The organism is Pantoea sp. X-Soil-MYKO-1289, from assembly GCF_059730625.1.
On record NZ_AP036005.1, the window covers coordinates 261,919 to 275,598 of the forward strand.

General features: G+C 57.6%; 9 protein-coding genes and 1 pseudogene. 8 read left to right on the forward strand and 2 right to left on the reverse strand.

All coding sequences use genetic code 11. From position 1 onward, the window contains the following. Window positions 1-78: 78 nt before the first annotated feature. Window positions 79-402 (forward strand): KPN_00521 family repetitive protein, encoded by a 324-nt coding sequence (locus tag AC6I7Z_RS20640; RefSeq protein ID WP_033748700.1) that lies wholly within the window; start codon window positions 79-81, stop codon window positions 400-402. Between the two features lie 31 nt (window positions 403-433). Here AC6I7Z_RS20640 and AC6I7Z_RS20645 read toward each other — a convergent pair whose 3' ends face one another. Continuing rightward, window positions 434-1,630, reverse strand: a complete 1,197-nt coding sequence (locus tag AC6I7Z_RS20645) for an MFS transporter (protein WP_497815690.1) — start codon at window positions 1,628-1,630, stop codon at window positions 434-436. Between the two features lie 119 nt (window positions 1,631-1,749). On the opposite strand from AC6I7Z_RS20645, the gene AC6I7Z_RS20650 reads away from it, so the two are divergent. Beyond that, on the forward strand, window positions 1,750-2,304 hold the full coding sequence (locus tag AC6I7Z_RS20650) for a TetR/AcrR family transcriptional regulator (protein WP_497815691.1): 555 nt from the start codon (window positions 1,750-1,752) through the stop codon (window positions 2,302-2,304). Between the two features lie 184 nt (window positions 2,305-2,488). Here AC6I7Z_RS20650 and AC6I7Z_RS20655 read toward each other — a convergent pair whose 3' ends face one another. Continuing rightward, on the reverse strand, window positions 2,489-3,403 hold the full coding sequence (locus AC6I7Z_RS20655; RefSeq protein ID WP_497815692.1) for an AraC family transcriptional regulator: 915 nt from the start codon (window positions 3,401-3,403) through the stop codon (window positions 2,489-2,491). A gap of 203 nt (window positions 3,404-3,606) precedes the next feature. Between AC6I7Z_RS20655 and AC6I7Z_RS20660 the strand changes: the two are divergent. The 6 genes and pseudogenes from AC6I7Z_RS20660 to narI all read left to right on the forward strand — a co-directional run bounded on the left by AC6I7Z_RS20660 (window position 3,607) and on the right by narI (window position 13,559). Continuing rightward, a pseudogene (locus AC6I7Z_RS20660) lies at window positions 3,607-4,687 on the forward strand (alpha/beta hydrolase). Between the two features lie 827 nt (window positions 4,688-5,514). Next, window positions 5,515-6,888, forward strand: coding sequence for a NarK family nitrate/nitrite MFS transporter (locus AC6I7Z_RS20665; RefSeq protein WP_497815693.1), 1,374 nt, complete (start codon window positions 5,515-5,517; stop codon window positions 6,886-6,888). A gap of 38 nt (window positions 6,889-6,926) precedes the next feature. Beyond that, window positions 6,927-10,661 carry a nitrate reductase subunit alpha gene (locus AC6I7Z_RS20670; protein ID WP_497815694.1) on the forward strand — a complete coding sequence of 1,245 codons (3,735 nt, stop codon included), beginning with the start codon at window positions 6,927-6,929 and terminating at the stop codon, window positions 10,659-10,661. Further along, window positions 10,658-12,193, forward strand: a complete 1,536-nt coding sequence (gene narH, locus AC6I7Z_RS20675; RefSeq protein ID WP_497815695.1) for a nitrate reductase subunit beta — start codon at window positions 10,658-10,660, stop codon at window positions 12,191-12,193. Before AC6I7Z_RS20670 ends, narH begins: the two co-directional genes overlap by 4 nt. Continuing rightward, entirely contained in the window at window positions 12,193-12,882 is a 690-nt protein-coding gene (gene narJ, locus AC6I7Z_RS20680; RefSeq protein ID WP_497815696.1) for a nitrate reductase molybdenum cofactor assembly chaperone, read from the forward strand. The genes narH and narJ overlap by 1 nt, the downstream gene beginning before the upstream one ends. Then, window positions 12,879-13,559: a respiratory nitrate reductase subunit gamma gene (narI, locus tag AC6I7Z_RS20685; protein ID WP_497815912.1), complete on the forward strand. Its 681-nt coding sequence runs from the start codon at window positions 12,879-12,881 to the stop codon at window positions 13,557-13,559. The genes narJ and narI overlap by 4 nt, the downstream gene beginning before the upstream one ends. The last annotated feature ends 121 nt before the right edge of the window (window positions 13,560-13,680 follow it).

Here is a 13,680-nt window from a genome sequence, read left to right on the forward strand (position 1 = left end):
GTAAATTGCCCGCATTTAGCTGTGCGCTTGCATTATTTGTCTATACTGAAACTGGACTTAATAAATAGTGAGGGAATCATGAAAAAGACAATTATTGCACTTTCTGCTCTGATGCTGGCGACCCCGGTTTTTGCGGCTACCACACACGCTACCGATGAAACCGTGGCTGAAGCGCATAAAGGCGCCGACACCGCCAAAGAGAAGCTGCATCAGGCGCAGGATGCGGGCGCTGAACAGAAGCTGAAAGCGGAACACGCGGCAGAAGGCAAAAGCCATGCGACCACCAGCAAAGTGAGCGAAGGTTCGCAGAAAGCCTGGCACAGCACCAAGCAGGGCAGCGAAAAAGCCTGGGATAAAACCAAGCAGGGCGCTGAAGACCTGAAAAACAAAGCAACGAACTAACAGAAAATGGCCGGTTAAACCGGCCATTTTTTTATCCTCTCTCCGGCTTCAGGCGCACCGCGCGCCGTCCCGCCAACAGCGACACCGCTGCCATCGAAAAGATCCCCCAGCAGTAGAGGTTGGCCGTCGCCGCCAGGCCTATGGTCGGCACCGCGCAGCCCGCCAGCAGCGCCGGCAGCGCAAAAGCGAGATAGCTTTTTATCAGAAAGGCGGCGAAGAGCCCGGCGCGCTCGTGACTCTCCGCCAGCGGCATTACGATGCTGATAATGGTCGAAAAGATCGAACCGAATCCCTGACCGGCGACCGCGGTACCGAGAAACAGCAGCGCCGTCTGATGATGATTAATGCCGATCAGGCTCACGCCAATGCCCGCCATAAGCGCCAGGGTGCCGATAAAGAGCGCGCGCTGCGGCTGCCAGCGGCGGAAAATAAACACCGACCCCGTGGCGCTCAGCATCAGCGTCGCCACCACGGCGCCGCCGACAAACGGCGAGCGAAGCCCGCTCACCTGGATCGCCAGCGTCGGCATCAGCGACAAATAGAAGCCGCCCAGCGCCCAGGCCGCCACATTCACCGGCGCCAGCCGCAGCAGCGCGCCCAGCGCACGCGGCGGAATCGCCACTTGCGGCTGTAAAGCGCGCAGCGCGCCGGGCGTCCGCGCCACGGTTTCAGGCATAAGCGGCAGCAGCGCCAGCGCCAGCACCATTAGCGCAAACAGCAGCGCATAGATGGAGACGGTGGGGAAAGGCGCAAAAGTGATCAGCAGAGCGCCCGTCAGGCTGCCCGCCAGCAGGCCGAGAAAGGCGGTAATCGAATTGAGCAGCGGGCCGCGCGCCTTATCGCCATCAAGGATCGCCGCGCCGAAGGTCGGCAAGGCGATACCTGTCGCAATGCCCTGAACCATCCGCGCGGCGATCAGCGTATGCGCCGAGTCCGCCAGCATAAACATGATTAGCGCCAGCGCGTTGCACAGCAGCGCCGCCAGCATCATCACGCGCCGACCGATAAAATCGGAAAGGCGGCCCAGCGTCAGCAGGGCAAAAAGCAGGGCGAAGGCGTAGCTGGCGAAAATCAGCGTCACCGCCACCGGCGACAGATGGTAAAGGGTGCGGTAAAGCGGATAGAGCGGCGTCGGCGCGCTGCTGGTTGCGGAGAACAGCGTGGCGCAGATAAAAGCATAAAGGGTAATGCGCGCCGCGGCGGCGGCGGACAACGTGGTAGCAGCCATGATTATCACCTTAAAGCAAAATATTAGCTTTAAGAGAGGTATACTTGCATTTCTGAGTTAACGCAATATCTTTGCATTAAACAATTTTCGACATGCTTATTCTTTTCAGAGAGGAAAAAATGGCCAGGGAGATGATTCGACAGGGCGGACGCAGCGCGCGCATTCAGGAAGAGGTGCACAAGGCGGTCAATACGCTGCTGAAAACCCGCGGCCGCAGCGAGTTGACGGTGCCGATGGTGGCAGAGACGGCGGGCGTGACGCCATCCACCCTCTATCGCCGCTGGGGCGATTTAACGCAGCTGCTTGCCGACGTGGCGGTGGCGCGCATGCGCCCGATAAGCGAGCCTGACGATACCGGCGATATGCGGGGCGATATGGAAGCTTTCATTTTGCAGTATGCAGAAGAGATGTCGTCGAAACCGGGGCGGCAGATGCTGGCTGACGTTATCGGCAGCGGCGGCGGCAGCGCGACGGTAAAGTGCTGCGGCTTTACCCGGCTTCATCTCGAAACGCTGCATCATCGCGCCATCGCGCGCGGCGAAGCGGGCTTCTCGATTGATGAGGCGGTAGATACGGTGGTGGCGCCGGTGATCTATCACATTCTGTTTGAAGATCGTGAGCCGACGCCAGACTACTGCCGCGAGCGGGTGGCGCGACTGTTTCAGGGCGGTTAACCGCGAGCCTGCGCCGGGCGGCGAACAAACCGCGGCAGAAGAGATGCACCGAATGAATATAGTTACAACATACTTTTAAATGATTTGTTTAAACACAATCAGCAAAGTGCCAAATGCAGCTTAAAAGAGTCCAGCAGCTACTTCGTCGTTGATATCGCCCGTAGCTTCTCTTCGGCTGCGCATTTCACTGCTTACCGGCAGACCTTCTCAGAACAGTAATATCTTTTTTAGGTGATTCCCCGAACATCCGCGCATACTCCCGGCTGAAATGAGACAAGCTTTCGTAACCGACAGCATAGGCCGCTGTGGTGACATCATAATGTTCATTCAGCATCAGTCGCCTGGCTTCATTAAGGCGCAGCCATTTCTGATACCGGAGCGGACTCATTCCTGCAAGCTGCCTGAAATGTAGATGGAATGAGGGGGTACTCATCTGCACCCGACTTGCCAGTTCCTCGACGCGTAAAGGCGATGCAATATTGGTCTTTAACCAGTCGATCGCTTTGCCGATACGATAGCCATGGCCGTCTACCGCTGCAATCTGTCTGAGATGATCGGACTGATCGCTCATCAACAGTCGGTAATGTATCTCCCTGTGAATCAGCGGACCGAGCACAGGAATGGCTTCAGGCTCGTCTAGCAATGAAAGCAGGCGGCAGAAAGGCTCCAGCAAAACATCCGTTATGGTTCCAATACCGACACCCGCTCCCGCGTCTCGTTTTTTGACGGGCGGCAGGCTTCTCAGGGCAATTAATTCCATTAACACGCGCTGGTCAAGTTTATAGGCCAGGCCAACACATGGCCGGGATGCCGACGCCTGTAGTACTTCCGAACTCGCTGGCAGGTCAAGAGAAGTGATCAGGAAGTTTTTCGCATTATATTCGTAAGCTTCACCACCAACCCACATGATCTTGGCGCCATCGGCGACCAGAACGATACTGGGAGGCACCAGGCAGCTCACAGGCGGTGCAGGTTCGTTCCGCCGGAATAATTCCAGCCCTTCTACGGCCGTAGGGAAATCACCGGTACAAGGCGTGCGCTGCGCAATATCCCGGGAAAGCTCGCCGAGTAGTTTCTCAATCGACTTGTCTGAAAACATTCTGTAATGCCTCACTTTTGTTACCTCAATGCGACGTCGTCAACTTACCCATAATCAAAACTAAAATATACGGTTTAGCAACGGGTAAATAGGATCAGGCAAATAATACAGAGTATTTTAATAACAGCTTTCATTAGAGATAACCAAAATAGCAATACTGAAATATTCCTCCCCCTCAACATTGAACGAAAGGTTTTAATCTCATGACGCTAAAATCTTCAGCGCGCTTTTTTAATGGCGCTCTCCTTGTCGGAGCGATGGCTCTGATTACAACAGAAAATGCAGTCGCCCAGCCTGCGCCAGGCACAGCAGATTCTTCAGTACGCCTGGTTCAGACCTGGGATAAAACCTTTGCAAGGAGCAATAAAGTGGATCATCAAAAAGTGACTTTTAAAAACCGTTATGGCATTACGCTGGCCGCGGATGTGTATCTTCCTAAAGATCGCGCAAACAAAAAGCTTGCTGCACTTGTTATTTCGGGGCCCTTTGGCGCGGTAAAAGAGCAGGCTTCAGGTCTCTATGCGCAAACCTTAGCCGAGCGCGGATTCGTGACGCTGGCATTTGATCCGTCTTACACCGGTGAAAGTAGTGGGGAACCACGCAATATCGCATCACCGGATATCAATACCGAAGACTTCATGGCAGCAGTCGATTTTATTGGACTGCAACCTTATGTGGATCGTGAACGTATCGGCGTCATTGGTATCTGTGGTATGGGGGGAATTGCCCTGAACGCTGTCGCCGTGGATAAACGCGTAAAAGCGGTAGTTGCCAGCACCATGTATGATATGAGCCGCGTAATGTCAAAAGGCTACAATGACAGCGTAACACCTGAGCAACGCGAACAGGCGCTTGAGAAGATGAGTCGTCAGCGTTGGGAAGATGCGGCAAACGGCAAACCGGCCTACCAGCCAGCCTATAATAAACTGAAGGGCGGTGAAGCACAGTTTCCTCGTGGACTATGCGGACTACTACATGACCAAACGCGGATATCATCCACGAGCCGTCAACTCTGGCAATTCATGGTCCGTGACAACGCCTTTGTCCTTCATGAATTTCCCGCTGATGACTTACATTAAGGAAATTTCTCCGCGCCCGATCCTGTTCATTCATGGCGAAAAAGCGCATTCGCTTTACTTCTCCCAAACGGCTTATGAAGCGGCAAATCAGCCAAAAGAGCTTCTTATTGTAAAAGATGCCACACATGTCGATTTATACGATCGTATGGATAAGATCCCGTTCGATAACATCACAGCATTTTTCAACAAAAACCTCCATAAATAGGTCATGATGCAGTGTCCGTCTTCTGTCAGAAGCGGCCCTTTTAACATCCTGTGTTCAAAATCCCAGGGGTGCAAAGACACATCTCTTACCCCTGGTGACTTGCCCCTCTAAAAGAGTGCGCAGAAGGGCTGTTAATCAGAAAGCACAGACAAATGGCACGTACATAAGTATGCGGCTGAGATCCGGGGCCTGTTGAGTGAACTAAGCGGCTGGCCAGCATCTGTCTATTACATACAAGAGAAGGGGCTATGCAAAACGCTCTCGATGACAAAAAGAATTGAAATAATTCGATGTATAATTCAGTATATAACCCTGCGTTGATGCGGCAATTATTTTATTAATAAAAATCGCCATTGAGAGCGGCTCGCATTACTATTAATGCGCCCGCAAGCAGGGAGTCAGGCGATGAATATAAGTTTTTATTCCTATTTTTTTTGATTTATATCAACCTGACTTGCGGCTAAGCTGTCCATCTATTTTAATAGAGATAAAATATACCTATAATTAGGTAGTTAACCCGACCTGCGCTATTCCTCATTCCAGCGTTGCTTTGCGCTGCGTCATGAAAGCCCCTATAAATCCTCTTGTCTTTCTGGCTTGCTAAGATAGGCTTATTAACCATTCTACAGGACGTAAGAGTTCGCCAAATAACGGCGCCTGAATAGCATCCGTATCTAATTAAAAAGGGCAGAGCTAATTCGGCGCCGTCATCTGATTATATTCAGGTTCGTATTAATACGGATTTATTCGGTTTCTCATTTATTACTTTTTTAATTACTACTCGCAGACAGCGGGCGCGATCCCACTGCTGCTCATCAGGAGGATATGTGAGCGTAAAACCTCATTCCGGGCACGGCGCGCTTGAAAACTGGGCGCCTGAAAATCAACAATTTTGGGAAAGCCGCGGCAAGCGCATCGCCCGACGCAATCTCATCATCTCCGTCAGCGCGCTGCTGCTCGCCTTCTGCGTCTGGATGCTGTTTAGCACCGTCGCCGTCAACCTGAATCGGGTGGGATTTAACTTCACCGTCGATCAGCTGTTCTTGCTGACCGCATTGCCTTCGCTCTCCGGCGCGCTGTTTCGCGTGCCTTATTCGTTTGTCGTGCCGGTGCTGGGCGGCCGTCTCTGGACGGTGATCAGCACCGCCGTGCTGATTATTCCCTGCGTCTGGCTCGGCTTCGCGGTGCAGAACCCGGCAACGCCCTACGGCGTGTTTATCATCATTTCGCTTTTCTGCGGCCTGGCAGGCGCCAACTTCGCGTCAAGCATGGGCAACATCAGTCTCTTCTACCCCAAAAGTAAGCAGGGTGCGGCGCTGGGTATCAACGGCGGCCTCGGCAACCTTGGCGTCAGCGTGATGCAGCTGGTCGCGCCGCTGATTATCGCCGTGCCGTTTTTCGTCGGCGGCGTAACGCTGGAAGATGGCAGTCAGATGTGGCTCGCCAACGCCGCATGGATTTGGGCGCCGCTGCTGGCTATCGCCACTATCGCTGCCTGGACCGGCATGAACGATATCGCCGGCATGCGCGCCTCGCTGCGCGAACAGCTGCCGGTGTTGAAACAGGGGCATCTCTGGACGCTCGGCATGCTCTATCTGGCCACCTTCGGTTCCTTTATCGGCTTCTCGGCCGGATTCGCCATGCTGGCGAAAACCCAGTTCCCGCAGGTCGATATTGTCCATCTCGCCTTCTTCGGACCCTTCCTCGGCGCGCTGGCGCGCTCTGCGGGCGGCTTCCTTTCCGACCGGTTCGGCGGAGTGCGCGTGACGGTGATCAGCTTCTCGCTAATGACGCTTTTCTCGGCGCTGGTTTTTCTGACGCTGCCGGGCGCTACTGACGGCTACTTCCTGGGTTTCTATGTGGTCTTTATGGGCCTGTTTCTCGCCTCGGGCCTCGGCAGCGGCTCGACCTTCCAGATGATCGCGGTGATCTTCCGCCAAATCACGCTGGATCGCATGACCGCCAAAGGCCACAGCAAAGAAGAGGCGCAGCACGCCGCCGTCACCGACACCGCCGCCGCGCTGGGCTTTATTTCCGCGCTGGGCGCAGTGGGCGGATTCTTTATCCCGAAAGCGTTCGGCACCTCGCTGACCCTGACCGGTTCGCCCGTCGGCGCCATGAAAATTTTTCTGGTCTTTTACATCGTCTGTCTGCTGTTGACCTGGCTGCTGTATGGCCGTCGCAAAACCAATAACAACTAAGCAGAGCATATGAGCACTAACCATACTGGAGATGCGCAATGAGCAAACTTCTCGACCGCTTCCGCTATTTCAAACAGAAAGGCGACAGCTTCGCAGAGGGGCACGGTCAGGTCTATAACACCAATCGCGACTGGGAAGAGAGTTACCGCCAGCGCTGGCAATATGACAAAATCGTGCGTTCCACCCACGGCGTAAACTGCACCGGCTCCTGCAGCTGGAAGATCTACGTTAAAAACGGCCTGGTCACCTGGGAGACGCAGCAAACCGACTATCCGCGCACGCGTCCCGACCTGCCTAACCATGAGCCGCGCGGCTGCCCGCGCGGCGCGAGCTACTCCTGGTATCTCTACAGCGCCAACCGGCTGAAATATCCGCTGGTGCGCAAGGTGCTGCTGGAGATGTGGCGTGAGGCGCGGGCGCAGCACAGCGATCCGGTCGACGCCTGGAACGCCATTATGGCGGATAGCGAAAAGAGCAAAATATATAAATCGCAGCGCGGCCGCGGCGGCTTCGTGCGCGCCAGCTGGCAAGAGCTGAACCCGCTGATCGCCGCCGCCAATATCTGGACCATCAAAAACTACGGCCCCGACCGTATTGCGGGCTTCTCGCCGATCCCGGCGATGTCGATGGTTTCCTATGCGGCAGGCACGCGCTATCTGTCGCTGATCGGCGGCACCTGCCTGAGCTTCTACGACTGGTATTGCGACCTGCCGCCCGCCTCGCCGATGACCTGGGGCGAGCAGACCGACGTGCCGGAATCCGCCGACTGGTACAACTCCAACTACATTATCGCCTGGGGCTCCAACGTGCCGCAGACGCGTACCCCGGACGCGCACTTCTTTACCGAAGTGCGCTACAAAGGCACGAAAACGGTCGCGATCACGCCGGACTATTCAGAAGTGGCCAAGCTGTGCGACCAGTGGCTGGCGCCGAAGCAGGGCACCGACAGCGCGCTGGCGATGGCGATGGGCCACGTGATCCTGAACGAGTTTCACCTGAAAAACCCCAGCGACTACTTCCTTAACTACGCGCGTCACTACACCGACATGCCGATGCTGGTGCTGCTGGAGCCGCGCGAAGACGGCAGCTATGTACCCGGACGCCAGCTGCGCGCGGCGGATCTGGCCGATAATCTGGGCGAAGAGAACAATCCGCAGTGGAAAACCGTGGCCTACAACCAGGAGGGTGAACTGGTGGCGCCGAACGGATCGATCGGCTTCCGCTGGGGCGAAAAGGGCAAATGGAACCTCGAACCAAAAGCGGCGGGCACGCCGACGCAGCTGACGCTCTCGCTGCTCGACCAGCGCGATGCGGTGATGGATGTCGCCTTTCCTTACTTTGGCGGCATTGAGAACCCGCATTTCCGTCATGTGAAGCAGGATGAGGTGCTGCTGCATAAAGTGCCGGTGAAAATGCTGACGCTGGCCGACGGCCGCGAGCTGCCGGTCGCCTCGGTTTACGATTTGACGCTGGCCCACTACGGCCTCGATCGCGGTCTCGACGATGACAACTGCGCGCGCGACTACAGCGAAGTGCGCGCCTATTCGCCCGCCTGGGCGGAGCAGATTTGCGGCGTGCCGCGCAGCCAGATTGAAAAAATCGCGCGCGAATTCGGCGAAACGGCGCACAAAACTCACGGTCGCTCGATGATTATCGTCGGCGCGGGCATGAACCACTGGTATCACATGGACATGAACTACCGTGGGCTGATCAATATGCTGGTGTTCTGCGGCTGCGTCGGTCAGACCGGCGGCGGCTGGGCGCACTATGTCGGCCAGGAGAAGCTGCGTCCGCAAACCGGCTGGACGCCGCTGGCCTTCGCGCTGGACTGGAACCGTCCGCCGCGCCAGATGAACAGCACCTCGTTTTTCTATAACCATGCCAGCCAGTGGCGCTTCGAGAAGCTGCAGGTCAGCGAACTGCTGTCGCCGCTCGCCGACGCCAGCCAGTTCAGCGGCCAGCTAATCGACTTCAACGTGCGTGCCGAACGCATGGGCTGGCTGCCTTCATCGCCGCAGCTCGGCATCAACCCGCTGCGCATCGCCGAAGAGGCGAAACGCGCCGGCCAGTCCGAGCAGGCGTGGACCGTCGAGGCGCTGAAGTCCGGCAAATTGCGCATGGCGTGCGAAGACCCCGATAACGGCGGCAACCATCCGCGCAACATGTTTATCTGGCGCTCGAACCTGCTCGGTTCCTCGGGCAAAGGGCACGAGTATATGCTGCGCTATCTGCTCGGCACCGAGAGCGGCATCCAGGGCGAACCCATAAGCGACGAAAAAGATCGTCCGGAAGAGCTGGAGTGGCGCGGCGAAGCGCTGGAAGGCAAGCTCGATCTGCTGGTGACGCTCGATTTCCGCATGTCCAGCACCTGTCTCTTCTCCGATATCGTGCTGCCGACCGCCACCTGGTATGAGAAAGACGATATGAATACCTCGGATATGCATCCGTTTATTCATCCGCTTTCCGCCGCGGTCGATCCCGCCTGGGAATCCAAAAGCGACTGGGAAATTTACAAAGGCATCGCCAAAACCTTCTCCGAACTCTGCGTCGGCCATCTCGGCGAGGAAACCGACGTGGTGCTGCAGCCGCTGCAGCACGACTCGCCCGGCGAACTGGCGGCAGGCGAAGTGCGCGACTGGAAAAAAGGCGAATGCGATCTGATCCCTGGCCAGACCGCGCCGCAGATTATCAGCGTGCAGCGCGACTATCCCGCCGTTTATGAACGCTTTACCTCGGTCGGTCCGCTGCTGGAGAAACTGGGCAACGGCGGCAAAGGCATCAGCTGGAACACCGATAAAGAGGTCGACCTGCTGCGCCGCCTCAACTACACCAAAGCAAACGGCGTCGCCAAAGGTCAGCCGATGATCAACAGCGCGATCGACGCCGCCGAAGTGATCCTGACGCTGGCGCCGGAAACCAACGGTCAGGTGGCGGTGAAAGCCTGGCAGGCGCTGGGCGAATTCACCGGCCGCGACCATACGCATCTGGCGCGGCCGAAGGAAGAGGAGAAGATCCGCTTCCGCGATATTCAGGCGCAGCCGCGCAAAATCATCTCCAGCCCAACCTGGTCCGGGCTGGAAGATGAGCATGTCTCCTATAACGCCGGCTACACCAACGTGCATGAGCTGATCCCGTGGCGCACGCTCTCCGGCCGCCAGCAGCTCTATCAGGATCATCCGTGGATGCGCGCCTTCGGCGAAGCGTTCTGCGCCTACCGTCCGCCGGTCGATACGCGCAGCGTGCAGAATCTGGAGCATATTCCCTCTAACGGTTTCCCGGAGAAGGCGCTCAACTTCCTGACGCCGCACCAGAAATGGGGCATTCACTCCACCTACAGCGAAAACCTGCTGATGCTGACCCTGTCGCGCGGCGGGCCTATCGTCTGGATGAGTGAAACCGACGCCCAGGAGCTGGGCATCGAGGATAACGACTGGATCGAGGTCTTCAACGCCAACGGCGCGCTGACGGCGCGCGCGGTGGTCAGCCAGCGCGTGCCGGCGGGCATGACCATGATGTATCACGCGCAGGAGCGCCTGATGAACATTCCGGGTTCAGAGATAACCGGCCAGCGCGGCGGCATCCATAACTCGGTCACGCGCGCCTGTCCGAAACCCACGCATATGATTGGCGGCTACGCCCAGCTGGCCTACGGCTTCAACTACTACGGCACCGTCGGCTCTAACCGCGACGAATTTATCATGGTACGTAAGATGAACAAGGTGAACTGGCTGGATGACGAAGGCCGCGATCAGGTACAGGAGGCGACAAAATGAAAATCCGCTCTCAGGTCGGCATGGTGTTGAACCTCGATAAGTGCATCGGCTGTCACACCTGTTCCGTCACCTGTAAAAACGTCTGGACCAGCCGCGAAGGGATGGAGTACGCCTGGTTCAATAACGTAGAAAGCAAACCGGGCGTCGGCTACCCGCACGCCTGGGAAGATCAGGAAAAATGGCGCGGCGGCTGGATCCGCACTATCAAGGGGCGGCTGGTGCCGCGCCTCGGCAGTCGCTCCTCGGTGCTGATGAAGATCTTCGCCAACCCGGTGGTGCCGGGCATCGACGATTACTACGAGCCTTTCACCTTCGACTATCAGCATCTGCACACCGCTAAAGCAGGCAAGAGCCAGCCGACGGCACGCCCGCGCTCGCTGATCAGCGGCCAGCGCATGGACAAAATCCACGGCGGCCCAAACTGGGAAGAGATCCTCGGCGGCGAGTTCAGCAAGCGTTCGGCGGATAAAAACTTCGACGCGATGCAGAAGGAGATGTACGGCCAGTTCGAAAACACCTTCATGATGTATCTGCCGCGCCTGTGCGAGCACTGCCTCAATCCCGCCTGCGCGGCCACCTGTCCGAGCGGCGCCATCTACAAGCGCGAAGAGGATGGCATCGTCCTGATCGATCAGGATAAATGCCGCGGCTGGCGCCTGTGCGTCAGCGGCTGTCCGTACAAAAAGATCTACTTCAACTGGAAAAGCGGCAAGTCGGAGAAGTGCATCTTCTGCTATCCGCGCATCGAGTCGGGCATGCCGACCGTCTGTTCGGAAACCTGCGTCGGCCGTATCCGTTACCTCGGCGTGCTGCTCTATGACGCCGACAAAATCGCTGAAGCGGCCAGCACCGAGCATGAAACCGATCTCTACCAGCGCCAGTGCGACGTTTTCCTCGATCCCTGGGATCCGCAGGTGATCGAAGAGGCGCTGAAGCAGGGCATTCCGCAAAGCGTTATCGACGCCGCGCAGGCGTCGCCGGTGTGGAAGCTGGCGATGGAGTGGAAGCTGGCGCTGCCGCTGCATCCGGAATACCGCACGCTGCCGATGGTCTGGTATGTGCCGCCGCTGTCGCCGATTCAGTCGGTGATGGACGCGGGCGGGCTGGTGTCGCAGAGCAGCGTGCTGCCGGACGTGGAAAGCCTGCGTATTCCGGTGCAGTACCTGGCCAACCTGCTGACGGCTGGCGACACCGCGCCGGTGCTGCGCGCGCTGAAGCGCATGATGGCGATGCGCCACTACAAACGCGCGCAGAATGTGGACGGCGTCACCGACACCCGCGCTATCGACGAGGTGGGCCTGAGCGAAGCGCAGGTCGAAGAGATGTATCGCTATCTGGCGATCGCCAACTACGAAGATCGCTTCGTGGTGCCGAGCAGCCATCGCGAGCTGGCGCGCGAGGCCTTCCCGGAGCGCAACGGCTGCGGCTTTACTTTTGGCGACGGCTGCCACGGCAGCGACACCAAATTCAACCTGTTCAACAGCCGCCGTATCGACGCGATCAATATCGGCGACAACGCGGGAGGCGAATAATGGCGCTGGTTAAAGTGGTTGCCCTGCTACTGGAGTATCCCGACGAGGCGCTCTGGGCGCATCAGGATGAGCTGCGCGAGCTGGTCAGCGCGCAGCATCCCGCGCTGCTGCCTTTTGTCGACCGCTACTTCGGCACGCCGCCGCTCGATATGCAGGCGGAATGGTGCGCGCTGTTTGAACGCGGCCGCGCCACCTCGCTGCTGCTGTTTGAGCATGTGCACGCGGAGTCGCGCGATCGCGGCCAGGCGATGGTCGATCTGATGGCGCAGTATGAGCGCGCCGGACTGGAGCTGAACTGCCGCGAGCTGCCGGACTATCTGCCGCTCTATCTGGAATACCTCAGCATGCAGCCGGAAGCGGAGGCGCAGCAGGGCCTGCTGGACGTGGCGCCGATTCTGGCGCTGATTGGCGGCCGTCTGAAAGAGCGCGACAGCGACTTCAGCGCCCTGTTCGATACGCTGCTGAAGGTGGCGAACAGTCCATTGAGCAGCGAAAGCGTGGCGGCGCAGGTCGCCAGCGAGACGCGCGACGATACCCCGGCCGCTATGGATGCGGTCTGGGAAGAGGAGCAGGTGAAGTTTATCGCCGACAGCGCCTGCGACAGCTCGGCGCAACAGCAACATCAGCGGCGCTTCCGCAATGACACCGCGCCGCAATATCTCGATCTCTCCGCTGGAGGAACAGCCTGATGCACTATTTAAACCTGTTGTTCTTTGATATCTATCCCTACCTGTGCGGCACCGTGTTCCTGATCGGCAGCTGGCTGCGTTACGACTATGGTCAGTACACCTGGCGCGCCTCATCCAGCCAGATGCTGGATAAAAAAGGCATGCGCTTCGCCTCGAACGTGTTTCATATCGGCATTCTCGGCATCTTCTTCGGCCATCTGTTCGGCCTGCTGACGCCGCACTGGATGTATGAGCCGTTCCTCGCCATCGCCACCAAGCAGAAAATCGCTATGGCCGCAGGCGGCGTGTTCGGCATCATGACGCTGGTCGGCGGCTTCCTGCTGCTGAAACGTCGTCTGCTTAACCCGCGCATTCGCGCCACCTCGACCCGCGCCGATATTGTTATCCTCGGCATTCTGGTGGTGCAGTGTACGCTGGGCCTGACGTCGATTCTTTTCTCCATGCATCACCTCGACGGTGTGGGCATGATGAAGCTGGTCGGCTGGGCGCAGGCGATCGTTACCTTCCAGGGCAACGCCGCGCACTGGCTGGATGGGGTAGAGTGGATCTATCGTGTACACCTGATCCTCGGCATGACCATCTTTTTGGTGTTTCCGTTCACGCGTCTGGTTCACGTCTGGAGCGCGCCGGTGGAGTATTTCACCCGTCGCTATCAGGTGGTGCGCGCCCGTCGCTAAACGTTGCTCTCCGCGCCAGCCCAGCCTGTGGCTGGCGCACTATTGCTCCCGCCGCTGATTGACTTTTTTGTAACACCGTCACGTCTTTACAGTAACTGAAGTAATAGCGCCTTGTTTAAGT